Below are 20,522 nucleotides of genomic sequence, written 5' to 3'. Positions count from 1 at the left end.
TCCTTGAACTACAAATAAAAAATTAAATCTTTTTTATTATTAACATTTATCCTGTATGCCCAAATTGCAACAATAAGTACCAAACTCAAACTAATCAAATAATCGTCTGAGCCAGGCAGCTTTCCATTTAAAAAAGGCTCTCTTATCAAATTTAACATATGGGTAATAGGATTCCACTTAAACCAAGTATATATAATTTCGTTGCTTTTAAATAAATCTTCTTGAAAAAAGACAGGAGAAACATACCAGATAACTTGTAAAATCAAAGGGATCATCATGGGATAATCTCTATATTTCACACAGGTATATCCGGCAATTGTTGTGCCCGCCCATACAAAAGCAAAGAAAATAATTAAAGTCAAAGGCAAAGATACCAAACCTATTATCATATTCATAGGATTTTGTACAATTACCCATATAGCCAAAGCAACCATAGATATAATAAAATTTATTAATGTCACTAAAGAGCTCTTTAATGTATACATCGTTAAAGGATGATTACACTGCCTGATAAATCCATCATTACCTAATATTGAGTATGCCCCTCCGCTAAAAGAAGCGGAAACTAAATCCCAAAATAATATACCGGACAATACATAAGGCATATAGCTAACAATATCGTAATTAAATGCCACTGAAAAAACTATACCCATGATTATGGACAAACCTAATGGATATACTATAGACCATAAAATTCCTAACTTAGAACGCCTGTACTTATTTTTTAAATCCAAACGTACAAGATGAGCTAAAAAATAACGCATCTCATACATAATCCTCCAATAATTTTTTATACCTTCCACGACTAAATTCTCCAATTACTCAACAATTATTTTTTGTAAACAATCCACAATATACGTAATTTTCTCTTCATCTAACAACGCATGTGAGGGCAAATTAATACCTCTTTCTGCTAATTTTTCAGCAACAGGACAATTCAATGTTAAATCCCTATACGGAGGCATAATATGCATAGGATAAAACAGCGGACGCATTTCTATATTACAAGCTTCCATTTCTTTCATAATCTGATCACGAGATTTCTTAACCTTATCTGTCAGCATAGCACTATTCATCCAATAAACATGATTCTCAGAATTGTCCACTTTTTGAACAGTTACATATCCTTCCAGCTTCTCACTTAGCTGTTTATTATAAATGTTAGCAATCCGTAATCTCTGCTGTAAATGCCAATCTACATTTTCCAATTGTCCTAAACCAACAGCAGCCTGCATATTTGTCATGCGATAATTATAAGCACGCGCAACATGCCAATAACGTCTGCTAGGATCAACACCCTGAGCACGCAGCAATTTCATACGATTATATAGATCCTCATCATCAGTTACAATCATACCGCCTTCGCCGCTAGTAATAATTTTATTACCAAAGAAACTAAAAGAACCGGCCTTACCAATAGAACCTACACGCTTATTATCCCATTTAGCACCATGAGCTTCAGCTGCATCTTCAACCACAGGAATACAAAATCTTTTAGAAATAGTCATTATAGCCGTCATATCACAGCTTAGCCCATATAAATGTACAGGAATAATTGCTTTGGTATTAGGAGTAATTGCTTCTTCAATTTTTTGAGGATCAACATTCCAAGTATCAGGATCACTGTCTACAAATACAGGAGTAGCTCCACATTCAACCACAGCATTAGCTGTAGCAACATATGTTAAGGTAGGCATAATTACTTCGTCTCCTGGTTGTATTCCCATAGCTTTAAGAATTAGGTGCAATGTTACCGTACCATTAGAACAAGCTAAAGCATACTTACTCCCACAAAATTCAGCAAATCTTTCTTGAAATTCATTAATAAAACGACCATTTGCAGACACCCATCCAGTATCTATACACTCCATCAAATATTTTTTCTCATTACCATTAAATACCGGTACAGCAATTGAAATTCTATCCATTTTAAATCCTCCAAATCAATTAAAATTTTTTTATAATCTTAGCAGGAACACCAACTACTTTGCAGTTACTTTCTAAATTTCTAATTACAACACTGCCAGCTCCTACTATTACTTTATTACCAATATGAATTTTATCTATAACTCTGCTACCTGTTCCCAAGAATGTCTCTTCACCAATATAAGTAGAGCCAGAAATTGCACAACCTGGAGCAATATGAGAAAAAGCGCCAATTTGGCAATCATGATCTACTGAAACATTCGTATTAATAACAACCCCTTTCCCAATATTGGCACACGCATTTATAATAGCACCAGGCATAACTGCTATTCCTTCACTAAGTTTGGCAAATTCTGAAACAGTAGCCTTTGGACTTATCGCATTCACCATTTTAAACCCTAATGATTCTGCAGTATAAAACGCATTTTTCCTTATTTTATTATTTCCCAAAGCTACAAAAGCACATTCAATACCTTGTTTTTTTAAATCAGGTAATATTTCATCAGTACCAAGAATAGGATAACCAAGAACATATCCTTCTACGGTTGGATCAGTTAATCCCACAACCTCATATTTCTTCATTTTCAGAAAGATGTCCAAAATCACTTTACTATGAGGACCAGCCCCAATTATCACTAATTTATTCATTAGTAAAACACTTCCTAATAATTTATGAATTTAAACGTACTTTGCTGCTTTTTCAGTTTTTGCTAATTCCCTATCATGTTTTGCCATAATGGCTATCAACTGTTCATATGTCGTACTTTGCGGATTCCACCCTAAAACAGTTTTAGCCTTAGTAGGATCACCCCATAAATTATCTACATCAGTTGGGCGAAACCACTTGGGATTTACACATACCAACATTTTCCCACTCATTGCATCATAACCTTTTTCATCTACACCTGTACCCTCCCAACGAATCGTAATGCCATTAGCAGCAAAGGCTTTTTCTGTAAAGTCACGAACAGTATGCTGTACACCTGTGGCAATAACAAAATCATCAGGAGTATCTTGCTGTAAAATTAACCACATGCATTCTACATAATCTTTAGCATAGCCCCAATCACGTAAAGAATCTAGGTTTCCTAACTCCAAATACTCTTGAAGCCCTTCAGCAATGCGTCCAGCTGCGCGAGTTATTTTACGAGTCACAAAATTTTCGCCACGGCGCTCAGATTCATGATTAAACAAAATACCATTAACGGCAAACATTCCATAAGCTTCTCTATACTCCTTAGTAATCCAAAAGCCATACTGCTTAGCTACTGCATATGGACTATACGGATGAAAAGGCGTCGTTTCTTTTTGAGGAACTTCTTCAACTTTGCCATAAAGTTCACTTGTAGAGGCTTGATAAATCTTTGTTTTTTTAGTTAATCCTAAAATACGACAGGCCTCTAAAATACGTAATACGCCTATAGCATCTATATCACCAGAGTATTCCGGTACATCAAAACTAACCTGTACATGGCTTTGCGCAGCTAAATTATAAATTTCATCCGGCTGCGTTTCATTAATAATACGAATTATGCTGGAGGAATCGGCTAGATCCCCATCATGTAATTTAATTTTATCGATAATATGGTCTATTTTTCCCGTATTAGGAAAAGAAGACCTGCGCACAATCCCATGCACTTCATACCCCTTTCCCAATAAAAACTCTGCTAAATACGACCCATCTTGACCGGTAATACCTGTGATTAAAGCTACTTTTGCCATTTACAACGCTCCTTCAAATTTTATTATAAAATTTCTATACCCTGACTTTTAAAATTTCACATTCGCCTATAATAAAGCACCTGCCCAAGCCAGCCGGTAAAAATATGCAGTCTCCCTTTTTAAACCGCAGTGGTTTCTTATACTCTGATGTTTCCAAACCGCCGCAACCATTTATACACAAGACTACTTGAAACGAAGTGTCCATAACCGTAAAGGCAAGCCCTTTGGTAACTGTGATACGCTCTGTCTCAAAATATTGACATCTGCATAAGATTTCCCGTGAACAGCCAGGATAGTAATGTACCAACCTAGCCCTTTGCTTATATTTAGCAGTTGTTTTCATGTTTAGTACGCGCATAGCTTTAGCAAAATGCAGCTCGCGTTTTTGCCCATTTTTGTCCACCCTATTGTAATCATAAACCCTATACGTTACATCAGAGCTTTCCTGAATCTCTGCAATTAAGCAGCCTGCGCCAATGCCATGAATAGTTCCGGCAGGAGTATAAAAGACATCTCCCTTATGCACATGTACTTTATTTAAGTGTTTATCTAAATCACCGTCAGCCACAGCCTGACGCAGCATAGCTTCATTAACGTCATGCGCAAAACCATGCACTAACGAAGCGGTATCTGTTGCATCCACGACATACCACATTTCACTTTTACCAAAGTCATTTTCATTTTCTCTGGCAAAATCATCGTCTGGGTGAACTTGTATGGATAAATCTTTTTCCGCATCAATGAATTTAATCAATATGGGCAAGCCATATTTTTTATCCACTCTGTTTCCTAAGAATTCATCATGCTGCCGCAGCACAACCTCCATTGTACTTCCCGCAAACTGTCCATTAACAATTATACTGGGCCCCGATGGATGTGCCGAACATTCCCATGTTTCCGCTAAAGGCGTTAAAGGAATATCTTTATTGTATTCGGTTTTCAGTCTATTCCCACCCCATAAATTATCTTTTCCTACAGGTTTCAACAGCATTGGTTCCATATCAGAATATCGTTTTATCCTCCACGCTAATAACGCTGCCAATTTGTACTTCAATCAACTGCATATCGGTAACAGCTTTTATAGTATGTTTGCAACCGGCAGCTATAGTTACTACATCTCCGGCTTTAACAATTTGCTCCATACCGTCAACGGTTACTGTGCCCTCGCCAGAAAGCACATTCCAAACCTCGTCGCGAAAATCATGACAATGATAGCTCATGCCCTTACCGGCATCCAAAGATACTTTGATCGTAACGGCGCCTGTTTGAGCATCAACCACATTATAGGTTCCCCATGATTTTTCTGCATAACGGATATCTGTACTTATCTTTTCAACATAATTTTTTATACTGCCGCTGCGTTCTTTATCGGCCACAAAAATACCGTCGCTACTGGCAGCTACAACCATATTTTTGCACCCCATACAAAGTACAGGTATCTCCAACTCATTGATAACATGAGTGTTGTCACAAGCATCATCCAAAGTAACATTGCCCTTACTATTGTCGCTCATTACTTCGGACATCATGTTCCATGTACCGACATCCTTCCATTCCCCTGCATAACGAGTGACTTGAATAGATTTTTCCTTTTCTACTACAGCATAGTCGAAGCTGATTTTTTCTAAAGTTTCATATTTGGTAAACAAATCCTTATAATCAACAAAATCGACTATTTGATGGGCTTTAGCCAGCAAATACCCCAATTTAAATGCAAAGACACCTGCATTCCACAAAGCTCCTGCAGCAATATATTGCTTAGCAGTTTCTGTATTCGGCTTTTCTTTAAATTCTTTAACCTTGCTTACAGCCGCATTACTTTCAGAAATAATATAACCATACTTATCGCTAGGAACAGTTGGTTCAATTCCCATTAATGTTAAATTTGCTGTATTATTTTGAACATATTTGTCTAATTCTATAACCGCCTCATAATAACTATTCTCCACATACGGGTCTACCGGACAAACAACTACGGTTTCTTCTTCGCTAACATGCAGTACTTCATGTAAATAGGCGGCGGCTAATAAAATAGCAGGGCATGTATCTCTGCGGCAGGGCTCAATACACACAGACACATTACTGCCTAACTGATTATGGATAGAACTCAATTGGGTTGCGCTCGTAGCAATAGTAATACTAGCGTTGGGAGCTACAGTTTTAATTTGCCTATAAACGCGCTGTACCATAGATTCATAATTTCCATGAGCATCCTTAAATAATTTGATAAACTGCTTACTGCGTACATCGTTGGAAATCGGCCATAATCTTTTACCGCTTCCTCCCGAAAGAAGTATTATATTCATAACTTTATCCACCACTCCCATCAAATTTATTTTCTACAAAGCTTTTAAATTCTTCCCTAAAACGCTTTATACCAAATTTTTCAGCATGTTTACGACAATTCTGCGGTGTAAGCAATGCTTCTTGCTCTTCAAATAACTTAACTGCATCAATCAAACTATCTGCGGTCTGTTCCTGAAAAAATATTCCCGTAGGCTCTTCTTTTCCCAATCCGCGTACTGTTTCTAGTGAACCGCCCTTTCCATAAGCAATAACAGGCGTACCGCAAGCCTGTGCTTCCACAGGAACAATGCCAAAATCTTCTTCCGCAGCAAACACAAAAGCCTTTGCTTTCTGCATATGTTCTTTAAGAATTTCAAACGGCTGATAACCCATTAAGGTTACATTTTTTCCAGCCTTTGCTTTAATCTTAGAAAAATCCGGACCATCACCTATTACAATAAGCTTTTTATCAGGCATTTTACTAAAGGCCTCTACAATTAAATCCATTTTCTTGTAGGGAACCATACGTGAAGCGGTTAGATAAAAATCTTCTTTTTGTTCGTTCAATGTAAAATCATCGACTGCTACAGGAGGATAAATAACTGTCGCATTTCTGCGATAGCATTTCTGTATTCGTTTGGCAATATAATGAGAATTGCATATAAAATAATCTACATTATTACTGCTGCGAATATCCCAAATACGTAAATAATGCAAAATTAATTTAGCTAACCATCCCTTGACGCCATGGTCTAAATTAGTTTCCTGCAAATATTGTTTCTGCAAATCCCATGCATAGCGCATAGGTGAATGTGTATAAGAAATATGTAGTTGACTAGGCCCCGTAATTATCCCTTTAGCTACACAATGAGTATTACTTATAACTATGTCATAATTACGTACATCCAGCTGTTCAACAGCTAAAGGCATAAGAGGCAAATATTTTCTAAAAGCTTTTTTTGCTTTAGGCAAATGCTGAATAAATGTTGTAATTACAGGCTTCATCTGAATAAAATCACGTTTTTCATTAGGTAAAAAATCAACTACTGCATATAAATCAGCATCTGGATATATAGACAATATTTGTTCCAATACTTTTTCCGACCCAGCGTAAGTATCAAACCATTCATGTACAATAGCAATCTTCATAACCTATATATCCTCTCGTCTATAATCCGCAGCAATACAGCAACTTAATATGCACCTTTTCTAACAATGACTGCTTTCCCAGTCCGCCACAACAACATCACGTCCAGCCACACGCTCCAGTTGCGCACATACCAGCTGTCCAACTGCACGCGCTCGTTATACGTCGTGTCGCTGCGACCGCTGACCTGCCACATACCGGTTATGCCCGGCTTCACCATCAGATAATCGCCCACATACTCGCCGTAGCGCGGCAGTTCTTCCGCAATAATCGGTCTGGGCCCGACTAAGCTCATCTCGCCGCGCAGCACGTTAAAAATCTGCGGCAGCTCGTCCAGGCTGGTCTTGCGCAAGAACGCGCCGCTTTTGGTAATGCGCGGGTCGTTTTTCAGCTTAAAGTCTTTTTCCCACTCTGCCCGCGCCGCCGGGTCGTTAGCCAGCAGTTCCGCCAGCTTTTCCTTGGCGTCCACGCACATACTGCGGAATTTATAGCAGGGGAACGGCTTGCCGTTCTTCCCGACGCGCGTGTGTTTAAAAATCACCGGCCCCGGCGAATCCTTATAAATCCAGGCGGCGATAAACAGTAAAACCGGAGAAATCAAAATCGTGCCAACAATCGTCAGCGTGTAATCGAAAATTGTTTTCAGCCAGCGGTTCAGCGGCCGCGCCAGATTATTCTTCAAACGCAGCAGCACCAGGCGCTCGTTGAACATGCTCTCTACTTCCACCGCTCCTGTAGGCACGCCTACTAAGTTAGGAATAACGCCGATGTTTTTTACCAGCGGTTGAATACGGTAAATCAGCATTCCCAATTTGCGTTCTGCCAGCCCCGGAGCGGCGATAAAGACGCGCTTCACGCCTGTTTCTTTGATAACTCTTTCCGCGTCGGCAAAGCGCCCCAGCACAGGGTATTTTTCCAAAATGCCCGGCTGTACGCGGTTATCCTCCAACAGACCCACGATTTTGTAGCCTAAGCCAGCGTCGCCGACGATGCCCTTAACCAGCAGCTCCGCCGTTTTGCCCGCGCCAATAATTACAATTGGTACTTGTAGTAACTGTTTATGCAGCAAAAAGCGTTTAACCAAATAGCGGCAAATAGCCAGCAAAATAAAAGCCAGTATGCCGAATAAGCCCACGAACATCCTGCTGGTGGTGGCGGCAATGCGCGCCACATAAAGCACAAAAATTACGGCCAGCGTTCCATAACAGCAGGCGTGGAACAGCTTTTCCACTTCCTTGTAGAAGGGCATACGGCGGCTGTAGAGCTGTCCCAGATGAATAAAGAGCAGGAACAGACTGGGAAATACTATCCAAAAGTTGAGCCAGGAAAGATACAGATTTTGCGAACGCAGAATCAGATTGCGTAGCATGAAAGCGCCTTGTTCTGCTGCAATCAACGCTGCATAATCCATCAACACGAACAGCAGCATTAACACAGCTCCGTAATATCGATTAAACAAAACCTACTCCCCATCCCTCTGCCTGATTATTCAAATATGCAATATCTCTTGCGCCAAAATTATCGCGCTTGTCATTCTATGATTATCTAAAATAATATCATCTATTATTATAGCCCCTTGTCCCCCCCAGTCAAGCAAAAGTGCATCGAGCACTTTTGCGTTGCAGCACTACCGTGCTGGCATTCCTCATTTGACAAATTTCTAAAATTTAAGCGCAGCCCCACCGCCGCTGAAGCTAAAAATGCAGCAAAAAAATAAATCTTGGAATCTGATTTTTGTTAGCTTCCAAGATTTATTAATGAACAAAAAACAGCCGCCAAGCTGATTTGCTTGATGGCTGTTCAAAAAATCTTTTTTTATTTTTCAAATATCCTTACTGCACGTCGTCCAGATATTCCTCCTGCAGCTCCTCGTGAATATTTTCCGGCTCGTGCAAAAGCTGGATGCGCACGCGCGTAATGCGCATTTTGTCCACTTCCTCCACCGTAAATTCGGCGGCGTCAGTTTTCACCTTCTGCCCCACCTTAGGCGGATAATCTATTTGCGCGTACACCCAGCCGCCGATGGTATCGCAGTTTTCCGTATCCAGCTCCAGCTCGAAGAAGTCGTTGACGTCCTCCAGCAGCATTTTGCCGTCCACAGAATAAGTCTTGCTGCCCTTATCCTCTACCTCCGGCCGTTCCTCATCAAACTCGTCCTGAATCTCGCCGACGATTTCCTCCAGAATATCCTCGACAGTCACCATACCGGCGGTGCCGCCGTATTCGTCGATTAAAATTGCCAGCTGGCTGCGGTGCTTCTGCAGCATGCGCAGCAGCTTACTGATGGGCAGAGATTCCGGCACCAGCAGCACGTCGCGGGCCAAAGCGCGCAAATCCGGCGTAGTCCCGGCGTTTAAATCGCGCAGCAAATCCTTGATATGCAAAAAGCCGACGATATGGTCCTTGTCCTCCTGACAAATAGGATAGCGCGTCATGCGCTCGTTGAGCGCCGTTTTGATATTTTCCTCCACAGCTTCCTCTAAATACAGGCATACCATATCCGTGCGCGGCACCATAATATCGCTGGCGCGGCGGTCGGAAAAATCGAAAACATTATCCAGATAGGTCAGCTCCGTCTTATCGATATAGCCGTGCTTATGGCTTTCTTCCATTAATATACGTATCTCTTCCTCGTTATGGGCTTCTTCCGCCTCGCTGGCGGCTTCCACGCCCAAACGGCGCAGCACCCAGTTAGCCACATGGTTCAAAATCCACACGGCGGGATACATCAGCTTGTCGAACATCAGCAGCGGCCATGATACAAAAAGTACGATCTCTTCCGTGCGCTGAATGGACAAAGACTTGGGCACCAGCTCGCCTAAAACAATGTGCAGAGCGGTAATAACGCTGAAGCCCACCACAAAGGCCAGCGTATGCTCCATCTGCGGCGACAGGTTCAACAGCTGAAATACGGGGTGCATAATCTGCGCCACCGTAGGCTCGCCAATCCAGCCAAGACCCAGGGAAGCAATGGTAATGCCCAGCTGGGTTACGGAAAGGAAAGCGTCCAGATGCTCCGTTACCTCTTTAGCGTGTACCGCCCGGCGGTTGCCTTCTTTAATTAAGGTGTCCAAACGCGAGGGGCGCACCTTCACAATGGAAAATTCCGACGCCACAAAAAAACCGTTCAGCGCCACCAGGAAAAACACTACGATAATATTAAAGATAATTATAAGATAGTCCAAACACATCTGTCGGCTGCACAAAACGCAGCGGGACAGGTTCACCTCCGTAAAAAATTATAGTATTCTTATTTCGCCATAGGCATATGTTGTACATCAGCTCTCGCTTCGCTTTCAGCTCGCGAATCGCTGTGTACAAGCATTATATCATAATTCGTCAGCAAATAAAAATAATATTTTAAGCAGGCAGATAAATTTTAAATGGTTTTTACTTATCCAGCACGTTGAGCTGCAAAACGTCCGGACGGGAATAATGACCGCAAGCGTCGAACTCCATGCGACTGGCAGGAACCTTATCCATATCTAAATCGGCGTAAATAATTTCTTCCTTATCCCAGACCGGCTCGGTCGCATAATGGCCGTAAGGGTCGATAACGCAGCTGCCGCCGCGGCAGACAATCTCCGGCAGCCCGGCGATTTCGTCCGCGCTTTGCAAATCCGCAGGATACATTGCCTTCGTAAAAAATTGGTCGCAGTTGATGTAGTAGCAGCGTCCCTCTAGGGCGATGTGCTGAATGGTCGCCTGCCATTCCGGGTTATCGTTGGTATTGCAGGATATGAGCAGCGTTACGCCCTTCTGATACAGCGCCACCCGCGCCAGGGGCATATAGCTTTCCCAGCAAATAAGATTGCCTATGGGACCCCAGGGGCTTGCGACAACCGGAAAATAATTTTTATCAGCGTCTCCCCAAACCACGCGCTCCGAGCCGGTGGGCTTCAGCTTGCGATGTACGGCGGCCAGCGTTCCGTCCGGCGCGAAAATAAGATTGCTGTTGTACAGCGTACCGCTGACGGCGTCGCGCTCGGACACGCCAATGCTCACAAAAGCCTTAGCCTTTTTAGCGGCCTTGCCTAAAGCGGCAGTTTCCGCGCCGGGGACCACAATGGAGCCGTCGTAATAACGCGTCCAGTCCGAGCGCCCCGCTTCCTTGCGGCTGCCCACAGTAAAGCCAAAGGTCATACCGAAGGGATAGCAGGGAATAATAAGCTCCGGCAGCACGATTAAATCCGCCTTTTTCCTGCCAGCTTCTTTTATCAGCGCCACGCATTTTTCCAAGGTCGCATCCTTATCAAACATTACAGGAGCCATTTGCACTACGGCAACGCGGCACGTCTTTTGTAAATCCAACATAAATTTTACCCCCTCAAGACAAATTAAAAATTAAATTGTATATCGTAAACGATATCATAAAAAGAAAAACCGTGCAAGAAAATTTTCATCTCACACGGTTTTAGAATTAGTATTGGCCGACGAAGCGTGTTATTTTACCGCTTCTGCGCAGCGGTGGCACAGCGTCGGATGTTCGGCGTCCTGCCCCACTTCGTCGCTGTAAATCCAGCAGCGTTCGCACTTATGACCTTCGGCCGGCATTACCGTAACCTTCAAATCCTCGCGGCCCGTAGCTTCTGCGCCACCGGCAGCGCCTTCAACGATAACGGTCTGGGAAACGATGAGCAGCGTTGCCAAATCCTTTTCTACGGATTGCAGAATAGCCAGAGCTTCGCCCTCGGCGTGCAGCTCTACCTTAGCGTCCAGGGAGTGGCCAATCTTCTTGTCGCGGCGCGCCAGCTCCAGCACCTTAGTAATTTCGCTGCGGATACCGATAAAATTATCCCATTTGGTTTCCAAAGCTTCGTCGATATATTCTTCTTTAACCTCCGGCCACGGCAGCATCTGTACGGATTCGGGAGCGTTGGCGGGCTTCTTCATGAACTGCCATACCTCCTCCATAGTGAAGCTCAACACAGGCGTCAGCATCACAATCAAATCCATAAGAATTTCGTGCATCGCGGTCTGCGCGCTGCGGCGCTCCTTGCTGCCGGCCTTGTAAGCGTACAGGCGGTCTTTGACAATATCCAGATAGAAGCTGGACATTTCCACGGTGCAGAAATTATGGATGGCGTGGTACAGCACATGGAAATCGTAGCTGTCGTAAGCGGCGGTAACCTCTTTTTTCAAAAGCTGCAAATGCATCAGCGCCCACTTATCCAGCTCCAGCATTTCATTGAAGGGCACAGCGTCCTTTTCATAATCAAAATCGTTGGTATTGCCCAGGATGTAGCGCATGGTATTGCGAATCTTGCGGTACACCTCGGACAGCTGCTTCAAAATCTTCGGCGAAATGCGGATATCGGCCTTATAATCTGAAGAAGCGGCCCACAGGCGGATAATGTCCGCGCCGTATTGCTTGATTACGTCCTGCGGCACAATGACGTTGCCGACGGATTTGGACATCTTGCGGCCTTCGCCGTCAACTACATAGCCGTGGGTCAGCACGGATTTATAAGGAGCCTTGCCGGTAACGGCAACGGAAGTCAGCAAAGAGGACTGGAACCAGCCGCGGTGCTGGTCGCTGCCTTCCAGATACATATCCACGGGCCAGCACAGCTCCGGACGTTTAGCGGCCACAGCCATATGGGAAGAACCGCTGTCAAACCATACGTCCATGATATCCGTTTCCTTGCGGAAATGATTGTGTCCGCACTTGGAGCAAACAGTCCCGGACGGCAACAGCTCTTCGGCGGAATGCGCCCACCAGGCGTCGCTGCCCTCTTTTTCAAACCAATCGGCAACGGCGTTGATGGTAGCCTCGTTAATCAAATGCTCGCCGCATTTATCACAGTAGAATACGGGGATGGGCACGCCCCAGACGCGCTGGCGGCTGATGCACCAATCGTGACGGTCGCTGACCATATTATGGATACGCTGACGGCCCCAGGAGGGAATCCACTGTACGTCTTTGTCGATAGCCTGCAAAGCTTCGTCGCGGAAGCCGTCGACGGAAGCGAACCATTGAGCGGTAGCGCGGAAAATGATGGGGTTCTTGCAACGCCAGCAGTGAGCGTACTGGTGCTTAATGTTTTCTTTGCCCAAGAGGCAGTTCAGCTCGGCCAGGTATTTCAGTACCGGAATATTGGCGTCGAAAACAAACATGCCCTTAAAGCGCTCGCCCGCTTCTTCCGTCAGCTTGCCCTGGGAATCTACCGGGCACAGAACTGGCAGCTTGTATTTCAAACCGGTTTCAAAGTCCACATCGCCGTGTCCGGGAGCGGTATGTACGCAGCCCGTACCTGCTTCCAGCGTTACATAGTCGGCCATAACTACGAGGGAACGACGGTTGTTATATTCGGGGAAGGGATGTACGCACTCGGCGTACTCCATATCGCGGCCCATAGTAGTGCCCAGCACGTTGGACAAATCCTTATGGCATTTTTTGCCGACCTCGTCCAACAGCTCCTTCGCCATAAAGAGCACTTCGCCTTCGCACTCCACCCAGGCATATTCCAAATCAGGGTTCAGAGCCACCGCCACGTTCGCCGGAATAGTCCAGGGCGTGGTCGTCCAGATTACCATGTAAGCCTTTTTGCCCTTTGCGGCCTCCGGCGTCATGCCGTTATCCTTAACCAAAGGCATCTTTACGAAAATAGTGGGAGTCTTTTGCTCGCCATATTCAATTTCCGCTTCAGCCAGCGCAGTTTCACAATGGGGGCACCAGTACACGGTCTTTTTGCCCTTGTAGATATATCCCTTATTGGCCATCGTGCCGAATACGCGAATCTGCTCCGCTTCAAAGCTGTGACGCAGAGTAATGTACGGGTTTTCCCAATCGCCCAGCACGCCCAGGCGTTTAAAATCCTCACGCTGGATATCCACCCATTTCAAAGCGAAATCGTGGCACTTAGCGCGCAGCGTCAGCACGTCCAGCTCGTTGCGGTTCAGGCCCAGCTCCTTGATGCAGGCGTGCTCGATGGGCATACCGTGAGTATCCCAGCCCGGAACATACGGAGTATCGAAACCGCGGGCATATTTATATTTAATGATGATATCCTTCAAAATTTTATTCAGCGCCGTGCCCATGTGAATCTTGCCGTTGGCATAGGGAGGGCCGTCGTGCAGCACAAATTTCGGCCGGCCGGCATGCAGCGCCTGCTTTTTATTATAAATGTCATTTTCCTGCCAAAATTTCAAAAAGTCCGGTTCACGCTGCGGTAAGCCTGCGCGCATCGGGAACTCAGTTTCAGGCAGATTCAGTGTTTTACCATAATCCATTGTCCATAACCTCCAAGTGAAAATATAATACAATAAAAAAGCTCCGTCCCGCTAACAAGGGACGAAGCCAATAAATACTCCGTGGTACCACCCTCATGACAGCGACCCAAGCCGCCGCCACTCGTGTGCGCTTTATCGGGCGCAACCGTATGGAACTACTGCCTTCGTCCCATCCGCTCCAAAGTGATTTTCACCTGTTTTGCTGACGGCCGGGCTCACACCATCCCCAGCTCGCTTGCTCCGCGCCGCAGGCTACTGTCTTTATCATCGCGTTAGCAATATTTAAAACAACTATCATTATATCTTAGGGAACTGTAGAAGTCAACCCAAACGGTAATTTTTCCTGCCCTACTTTTTCTCGTACTTAAAATCAAAAACGCCGAAGCCGTCGGTATGAGTTAAGTGACTGATATCGTTCAGGCGGTAAATATTATGCTCGTGCCATTTATTGATGCCCAAAACCGTCACGCTGGCAGGCGCGATATCCACCGAAAAATTAAAATCCACCACCTGCTGCATATCCATCCCCAACCAGCGAAAAATAATATTCTGCACCGTGCCCTTATGCGCCACGATTAAAAGATTTTCCTTTTCCAAATCGGCGCAGCGCCACAGGCCCTTAACATTGCGCTCATAAAATTCGCGGCGCGTTTCCCCGCCGGGATAATTGCGGTGGTCCAGCTCCCTATCCGACGCCGCCTTACGAAAGCAGCCCTTGGCCTCCTCCTCGGTCATGCCCGCCGCAATGCCGTTATTCTTTTCGCGCAAAAAAGAGCAGTATTCTATCTCGCCCGAAAAATTCATTGCCTGCGCAATAATCCGCGCCGATTCGGCGGCCCGCTGCAAATCGCTGGCTAAAATGCGCAGCTTTTCCTTGCGTCCGTCAAAATCCAGCGCCAGCTTGACCGCCGCCGCCCTAATCTGCGCCCTTCCCTTATCCGTCAGCTGCGAGTCCGTCCAGCCGCCGGTCAGATGCAGAGTATGGTGAGTCGCCTCGCCATGTCGCACCAAAATAATCATCGCTAAACCTCCGCTCCACTATTCGGATTGATTGTTAAAGTTTTTTATCAGCTCCAGCTGCGTTTCCAGCAGATGCTGCATATGCTTGCGGTGCAGCATGGATTTTTTCACCTGCTCGGCGTAGGTCTGCTCCGCCAGCGAGGCCCTAGCCTCGGCTTCAAAAATTATTTTGCGGCTGCGCTCCTCGGCGTCGCCGACAATTTTACGGTACTTGCTGTTGGCCTCCAGCATCATTTTGCCCACCTCGCTGCGGGCATCCTCCAGCAGCTTATTGGCTTCCGCCGCCGCCGCATTGCCGCGCTTTTTGCACAAATCCTCGGTCGTCAAACGCAGCTTATCCGTTTCCGCCTCGGCGGTGCGCCGCAAATTATCGGCATAAGCCTTGGCCTCCTCGCGCAGCTTATTGCTTTCGGCCATAGCCGCCTGCAGCATATTATCCGTTTTGACCTTGGTCTGATTATAAAGGTTTTCCGCGTGAGCCATAGTATCGTCGTGCAGCTTTTGCGCCGCCGCCTTAGCGTCCGCCAGCTGCTGCTCGCACTTCACGGCGGTTTCCTGCTCCAAAAGCGCCGCCTTCTTTTCGCTGTTGGCCTTCACCTCGTCGGCAGTTTCCTGCGCTACCGTCAGCGTGCTCTGCATGGTGGCCTCCATCTGCTGATAATATTCCAGCTTGGAGCTTACCCGCTCGATGGTTTCCTTCTGCTCCAGATTATCCAGATACAAATACTGATATTCCTTAATCAGCTCGGACATAAACTTATCCACTTCTTCCGTTTCGTAACCGCGGAAGCCCTTGGAAAAGCTTTTATTTTTTATATCGTCAGGAGTCAGCATCTTTTTCCTCCTACTTTATTATATATAACGCTTCAGCGTTACGCTGATGCGCCCTTTTTTCGTCGTGCCGCGAATTTCCGCTACTTCTACGCGCCCGCGGCCGCGGAAGGATAAAACGTCGCCTTCGCTGACGGGCTGCGCCGCCTTTTTGGCTTCCTTCCAGTTGACCTTGACGTTCAGGCTCTTTATTTCATCCGCCATTCGGCTGCGGGACACGCCGTATCCTGCCGCCGCCACTGCGTCCAGGCGCAGGTCCGCCACCGTAGCGTTAATGACCTTCACCTTTTCTTCCTTCTGCAGCAATTCTTCCCGCGGAATTTCCGTCAGCGCTACGGGGGCCGCGCCGATTTGCGTCAGATTGCCCAGCAGATAATTCAAGAGCGTCTTATCCACTACCAGCTGTGCGCCTTCGGGAACGAAAACGATGTCGCCCAAGGCTTCGCGCTTGCAGCCCGTGCCCATAAACGCGCCCAGAATATCGCGGTGGGACAAATCGTAATAGCGCTTATCCCAGGACGCCAGGAGGAAGGCCATGCCGAAATCCGGCCGTCCGTAAAAATCTTCGGCCACAAAAGCCGCCTTCACTCTTTCGGCGTTGGCGAAACCGCCGTCCGCCTCCAGCTTCACGCTGTCAAAATTTGCGGCGATAATTTCCGCCACATTATAGGCGTGGGGGTCTAAAAATTCGCTGACGCGGAACTTGCGGCTTTTATGCGCGCCCTCGGCTAAATCCAAGAGCTTAGCCGCCAGCTGCTCGTCGCCGCCGGCTTTAAAATAACGTAAAATTTTTTCTCTGTCCGCCATAATTATTTACCCTGCAATTCGCGGCTGCGCTGCAGCACCGCCTGTACCGCGTCGTAAAAAGCGCCGCGCACACCGTGGTTTTCCAGCGCGTGGATGCCGGCGATAGTCGTGCCGCCGGGAGAAGTTACCTGGTCGCGCAGCTGCGCGGGATGCAGGCCGCTTTCAACGCACAGCTTGCCGCTGCCTGCCAGCGTCTGCGCCGCCAGCTTAATCGCCAGCGCCCTGGGCAGCCCGGCGCGCACGCCGGCGTCGGCCAGCGCGTCAATAATCACGAAGCAATAGCCCGGACCGCAGCCGGAAATCGCCGTAATAGCTTCGATAGCGCTTTCGCCCACAAATTCAGTTTCACCGCAGCAGCCGAAAATCGCGGCGGCGTCCCGCTTCATAGCTTCCGTCACGCGCTCGTCGCAGCACAGCGCCGTCATGCCCGCGCCCACCGCCAGCGGCGTGTTGGGCATGGTGCGGATTACGGGGAACCCCGGCGCATAGCGGTGCAGCTGCTCCAGCGTTACGCTGCCCATAATGGACAGCGCCCAGGCGTCCTTTTTCATCGCCGCAGCCAGCTCCGGCGTCAAAGCAACGGGCGCTACCTGCGGCTTCACGGCGAAAATAACCAGGTCGGCTTCGGCTACGGCGGCAAGATTGTCGGTCGTAGCGCGCACGCCGTAAGTATCGTGCAAATAATCGCAGCGTTTTTGGGTGCGGTTGCCTACGCTGATAGCGTCGGCAGGCAGCAGACCCCCGGCGAGAACGCCTTTAATTATCGCCTCGGCCATAGCGCCGCCGCCTACAAAGGCCAGCTTTTTAACGGATAAAGCCTTTATTTTTTCCATGGCTGCTCTCCTTTATCGTCATACATTTCCTCACCGGCGTCAATATCCACGTTTTTGGGCGCGCACACTAAAATATTGCGTCCCAGCTTGCGCATACTGCCGCCTAAAGCGTAAATAGTGCCGCTGATAAAATCGGTCATGCGCTTGGCCACCACATTGTCCGTGTTCTGGAAATTTACTACCACGGGCTTGGCGCCGCGCAGGTAGTCGGCAATTTTTTGCGAATCGTCGAAGCTCGCAGGTTCCAACACCACCACGCTCACTAATTTATTAGCCACGGGCAGATTTAAAGTGCGGCTGCTCATCTTGCCTTCTTCCAGCTGCGGCGCGGCGGCCTGCGGCTTTTTGAAGCTCAGCAGCGGTTTCTTTTCCTTCGCGGGCGCTGCTGCCTCCTGCGGCTTAACCGCCGCGATATTTTTGGGTTTGAAAATGGAAGGCTTTTCCTTAGGCGGCTCCTCCTTAGGCAGGGGCTTTTTCAATTCCAGCTCCTCGTCCAGCAGCTCCTCCTCGTCATATAAGCTTAAAGCGTCCATAATACGGTCGATAAATTTCATATATTCACCAGCTTTACATAAATTTTTAGAATTTCAAACTATAATCGCGCTGACCAAAAAGCGCTGTGCCTACGCGGACGCAGTTCGCGCCCTCTTCGACAGCGATCATATAATCGCCGCTCATGCCCATGGAAAGAATATCTATCTCCGGGCGTTGCTCCTTTAAGCGAGCGAAAGCGCGATAACCGGCGGCGAACACGGGCCGCGTTTCCTCCACGTCGTCGCACTTCCGGGCGATAACCATCAGCCCGCGCAGGCGCACGTTTTTATAAGCCGCCAGCTCAGGCAGCAGGGCTAAATAATCCTCCCTGCCGAGCCCGCTCTTTTGCTCCTCATGGGCAATATTCAGCTGCAGCAGAATATCCTGCACCTTGCCGATACGCTCGGCTTCTTTATTCACCGCCGCCAGCAAATGCTCGCTGTCCACCGATTCGATGAGGTCGAACAACGCTACGGCCTGCCGCGCCTTATTGCTCTGCAAATGGCCGATAAGATGCCAGGTTCCCTGCTTGCCCAGTGTCTCCTGCTTATGCCTGGCCTCCTGCACGCGGTTTTCGCCGATGTTCCGCACGCCCAAAGCCAAAGCTTCCGTAATCACTTCCGGCGGATGATTTTTCGTCACGGCGACCAGCGTCACCGTATTCCCGGTGAGCAAATTTTTATCCTTGCGCCGCGCCACAGCGTCCGCTATATTTTTTTGTACCTGCTTTAAATTATCAGCCAACAATTTCAGTGCCTCCCACTCGTCAGCGAATTTACAGCAAAGATTGCTTCTGCAATTATCCCGACGGCGCGCTCCGCAAAATTCCGCGCCGTTCTTATCATATTATTTTAGCATATTCGCTTGCGCTTTGTCTATGAAGCGCGAAGAATTAGCCGCCGCCCGCGAAAAAAAAATCACCGCCCCGAAAGGCGGTGAAGAAAAGCTTCCCGTGGCGTCAGCGCTGCTCCATACCTAAAACGGCGCCGCTCACGTCGCCGTTCCACACGCCGCTGACCACCAGAGTCAGGCCCGTCATCGTGCAGATGATAATCGTATCGATAAAGGTTCCCGTCATGGATACCAAGCCCTGCTCCGCAGGCCATTTAGTTTTGGCAGCCGCTTATTTCAGCACGCCGATTTCTTTATAATATTTTTCAGCGCCGGGATGCAGCGGCAGGTTGGCGATATCCTTAACAGCGTCGGCAGGCTTTAAGCCCTGCAAATTTTTCTGCGCCTTGCCCAATTCGTCGATGTGCTCCCAGAAAGATTTCGTCAGCTTATACACGGTATCCTCGCTCAAATCGTGGCGGCAGAACATAACCATTTTAATAGCGGAGGTTTGGATATCCTTATCCTGATTCGGATAGGTCTTGGCAGGAATAGTATATTTAGCGTACCAGGGATATTTAGCTTTCAAAGCGTCCAGTGTTTGGTCGTCGATTTCCACCAGCTGGCAGTTAGCGGTCAACGCCTGGGACACAGCGGCGGCGGGAGCGCCGGACATAATCCACGCGCCGTCCAGCGTGCCGTTTTGCAGCATATCGGCGGCGGGGCCGAAGGCAATCAGCTCGGCTTTAATATCCTCCGGGAATTTTAAGCCCACGGTAGTAAAATGATTTTCGCATTCGTTATAAACGGAAGAACCGGCAGCCGCTACGGCAAAATGCTTGCCCTTAACGTCGGCCAAAGTTTTAATGCCGGAGTTTTTGGTAACGACTACCTGATTTGGGTTCATATACAGGCCGCCGATAACCTTTAAATCTTTATAAGCATGGTCCTTAAAGCTGTCGGTACCGTTCAGGCATTGCAGCACGTTGGAGCTGATGGCGATAGAAACCTGCGCCTCGTTGCCGGCAACCATATTCAAATTGGCGATACCGCCCGCGGACGCCTGGCTAGCAGCCTGCACGCCCGGAACATTTTTCGTCCAGTTGTTGGTAATGGCGGCGCCAACTGCATACAGCGCGCCGGAAGCGCCGGCGGTCGGGAAGTTAATCTTCACAATTTTTTCCGGAGCCTTGGCGGCTTCCTTTTTTTCGCCGCCGCAGCCTGCCAGAGCGCCGGCCAGCATAGAAACGGCCAGAGCGACGCAGGCCAGCTTTTTGAATTTAGCAAATGATTTCATAAAATCCTCTCCCTCGTAAATTTTATTATTGAGCCTTCAGCCGAAGGCAAGGTAA

Annotated in this window: 18 protein-coding genes, 1 pseudogene and 1 other annotated feature; all 19 genes and pseudogenes read right to left on the bottom strand. The window is 47.3% G+C overall.

Annotation, left to right across the window (positions count from 1 at the left end):
- Positions 1-8 precede the first annotated feature (8 nt).
- A complete protein-coding gene (locus Q4E64_RS05510) occupies positions 9-803 on the bottom strand; it encodes an ABC transporter permease (RefSeq protein WP_303166751.1) in 795 nt (264 codons plus the stop codon).
- Positions 804-818: 15 nt separating this feature from the next.
- A complete protein-coding gene (locus Q4E64_RS05505; protein WP_303166750.1) occupies positions 819-1,928 on the bottom strand; it encodes a DegT/DnrJ/EryC1/StrS aminotransferase family protein in 1,110 nt (369 codons plus the stop codon).
- A gap of 19 nt (positions 1,929-1,947) precedes the next feature.
- Positions 1,948-2,574: an acetyltransferase gene (locus Q4E64_RS05500; protein WP_303166749.1), complete on the bottom strand. Its 627-nt coding sequence runs from the start codon at positions 2,572-2,574 to the stop codon at positions 1,948-1,950.
- A gap of 30 nt (positions 2,575-2,604) precedes the next feature.
- Positions 2,605-3,648 carry a GDP-mannose 4,6-dehydratase gene (gene gmd, locus Q4E64_RS05495; protein ID WP_303166748.1) on the bottom strand — a complete coding sequence of 348 codons (1,044 nt, stop codon included), beginning with the start codon at positions 3,646-3,648 and terminating at the stop codon, positions 2,605-2,607.
- Positions 3,649-3,682: 34 nt separating this feature from the next.
- Positions 3,683-4,648 (bottom strand): type I phosphomannose isomerase catalytic subunit, encoded by a 966-nt coding sequence (locus Q4E64_RS05490; protein ID WP_303166747.1) that lies wholly within the window; start codon positions 4,646-4,648, stop codon positions 3,683-3,685.
- Position 4,649: 1 nt separating this feature from the next.
- Positions 4,650-5,954, bottom strand: coding sequence for a sugar phosphate nucleotidyltransferase (locus tag Q4E64_RS05485; RefSeq protein ID WP_368501526.1), 1,305 nt, complete (start codon positions 5,952-5,954; stop codon positions 4,650-4,652).
- 4 nt (positions 5,955-5,958) lie between these two features.
- Positions 5,959-7,083 (bottom strand): glycosyltransferase family 4 protein, encoded by a 1,125-nt coding sequence (locus Q4E64_RS05480; protein WP_303166745.1) that lies wholly within the window; start codon positions 7,081-7,083, stop codon positions 5,959-5,961.
- A gap of 44 nt (positions 7,084-7,127) precedes the next feature.
- Complete coding sequence (gene wbaP, locus Q4E64_RS05475) at positions 7,128-8,510, bottom strand: undecaprenyl-phosphate galactose phosphotransferase WbaP (RefSeq protein WP_303166744.1); 1,383 nt, start codon at positions 8,508-8,510, stop codon at positions 7,128-7,130.
- 403 nt (positions 8,511-8,913) lie between these two features.
- Positions 8,914-10,266 (bottom strand): hemolysin family protein, encoded by a 1,353-nt coding sequence (locus tag Q4E64_RS05470; RefSeq protein WP_303166743.1) that lies wholly within the window; start codon positions 10,264-10,266, stop codon positions 8,914-8,916.
- 205 nt (positions 10,267-10,471) lie between these two features.
- A complete protein-coding gene (locus Q4E64_RS05465) occupies positions 10,472-11,395 on the bottom strand; it encodes a carbon-nitrogen hydrolase family protein (protein ID WP_303166742.1) in 924 nt (307 codons plus the stop codon).
- A 129-nt stretch (positions 11,396-11,524) separates the two neighbouring features.
- Positions 11,525-14,314 (bottom strand): isoleucine--tRNA ligase, encoded by a 2,790-nt coding sequence (gene ileS / locus Q4E64_RS05460; protein WP_303166741.1) that lies wholly within the window; start codon positions 14,312-14,314, stop codon positions 11,525-11,527.
- 54 nt (positions 14,315-14,368) lie between these two features.
- Positions 14,369-14,591, bottom strand: a binding site (T-box leader).
- Positions 14,592-14,662: 71 nt separating this feature from the next.
- Positions 14,663-15,334 (bottom strand): histidine phosphatase family protein, encoded by a 672-nt coding sequence (locus tag Q4E64_RS05455; RefSeq protein ID WP_303166740.1) that lies wholly within the window; start codon positions 15,332-15,334, stop codon positions 14,663-14,665.
- Between the two features lie 18 nt (positions 15,335-15,352).
- Positions 15,353-16,168, bottom strand: coding sequence for a DivIVA domain-containing protein (locus tag Q4E64_RS05450; RefSeq protein ID WP_303166739.1), 816 nt, complete (start codon positions 16,166-16,168; stop codon positions 15,353-15,355).
- 18 nt (positions 16,169-16,186) lie between these two features.
- Positions 16,187-16,972, bottom strand: a complete 786-nt coding sequence (locus Q4E64_RS05445; protein WP_303166738.1) for an RNA-binding protein — start codon at positions 16,970-16,972, stop codon at positions 16,187-16,189.
- Positions 16,973-16,974: 2 nt separating this feature from the next.
- Positions 16,975-17,805, bottom strand: a complete 831-nt coding sequence (gene proC, locus Q4E64_RS05440; protein ID WP_303166737.1) for a pyrroline-5-carboxylate reductase — start codon at positions 17,803-17,805, stop codon at positions 16,975-16,977.
- Entirely contained in the window at positions 17,793-18,359 is a 567-nt protein-coding gene (locus tag Q4E64_RS05435; protein WP_303166736.1) for a cell division protein SepF, read from the bottom strand. Before Q4E64_RS05435 ends, proC begins: the two co-directional genes overlap by 13 nt.
- Positions 18,360-18,384: 25 nt before the next feature.
- Complete coding sequence (locus Q4E64_RS05430) at positions 18,385-19,086, bottom strand: YggS family pyridoxal phosphate-dependent enzyme (RefSeq protein ID WP_368501522.1); 702 nt, start codon at positions 19,084-19,086, stop codon at positions 18,385-18,387.
- A gap of 229 nt (positions 19,087-19,315) precedes the next feature.
- Positions 19,316-19,462, bottom strand: a pseudogene (locus tag Q4E64_RS05425) (alanine:cation symporter family protein); the annotation flags it as partial.
- Entirely contained in the window at positions 19,463-20,467 is a 1,005-nt protein-coding gene (locus Q4E64_RS05420) for a TAXI family TRAP transporter solute-binding subunit (RefSeq protein WP_303166734.1), read from the bottom strand.
- Positions 20,468-20,522: the final 55 nt, after the last annotated feature.

This window comes from Phascolarctobacterium sp. (genome assembly GCF_030531065.1).
Lineage (GTDB): Bacteria > Bacillota > Negativicutes > Acidaminococcales > Acidaminococcaceae > Phascolarctobacterium_A.
This window is presented reverse-complemented; position numbering and strand designations above follow the sequence as displayed.

Coding starts and splice junctions, on each gene's coding strand:
- Q4E64_RS05435 (WP_303166736.1), bottom strand. CDS start 18,359: ATGAAATTTATCGACCGTATTATGGACGCTTTAAGCTTATATGACGAG.
- Q4E64_RS05420 (WP_303166734.1), bottom strand. CDS start 20,467: ATGAAATCATTTGCTAAATTCAAAAAGCTGGCCTGCGTCGCTCTGGCC.
- Q4E64_RS05465 (WP_303166742.1), bottom strand. CDS start 11,395: ATGTTGGATTTACAAAAGACGTGCCGCGTTGCCGTAGTGCAAATGGCT.
- gmd (WP_303166748.1), bottom strand. CDS start 3,648: ATGGCAAAAGTAGCTTTAATCACAGGTATTACCGGTCAAGATGGGTCG.
- Q4E64_RS05500 (WP_303166749.1), bottom strand. CDS start 2,574: ATGAATAAATTAGTGATAATTGGGGCTGGTCCTCATAGTAAAGTGATT.
- Q4E64_RS05485 (WP_368501526.1), bottom strand. CDS start 5,954: ATGAATATAATACTTCTTTCGGGAGGAAGCGGTAAAAGATTATGGCCG.
- Q4E64_RS05505 (WP_303166750.1), bottom strand. CDS start 1,928: ATGGATAGAATTTCAATTGCTGTACCGGTATTTAATGGTAATGAGAAA.
- ileS (WP_303166741.1), bottom strand. CDS start 14,314: ATGGATTATGGTAAAACACTGAATCTGCCTGAAACTGAGTTCCCGATG.
- wbaP (WP_303166744.1), bottom strand. CDS start 8,510: ATGCTGCTGTTCGTGTTGATGGATTATGCAGCGTTGATTGCAGCAGAA.
- Q4E64_RS05455 (WP_303166740.1), bottom strand. CDS start 15,334: ATGATTATTTTGGTGCGACATGGCGAGGCGACTCACCATACTCTGCAT.
- Q4E64_RS05480 (WP_303166745.1), bottom strand. CDS start 7,083: ATGAAGATTGCTATTGTACATGAATGGTTTGATACTTACGCTGGGTCG.
- Q4E64_RS05450 (WP_303166739.1), bottom strand. CDS start 16,168: ATGCTGACTCCTGACGATATAAAAAATAAAAGCTTTTCCAAGGGCTTC.
- Q4E64_RS05490 (WP_303166747.1), bottom strand. CDS start 4,648: ATGGAACCAATGCTGTTGAAACCTGTAGGAAAAGATAATTTATGGGGT.
- proC (WP_303166737.1), bottom strand. CDS start 17,805: ATGGAAAAAATAAAGGCTTTATCCGTTAAAAAGCTGGCCTTTGTAGGC.
- Q4E64_RS05445 (WP_303166738.1), bottom strand. CDS start 16,972: ATGGCGGACAGAGAAAAAATTTTACGTTATTTTAAAGCCGGCGGCGAC.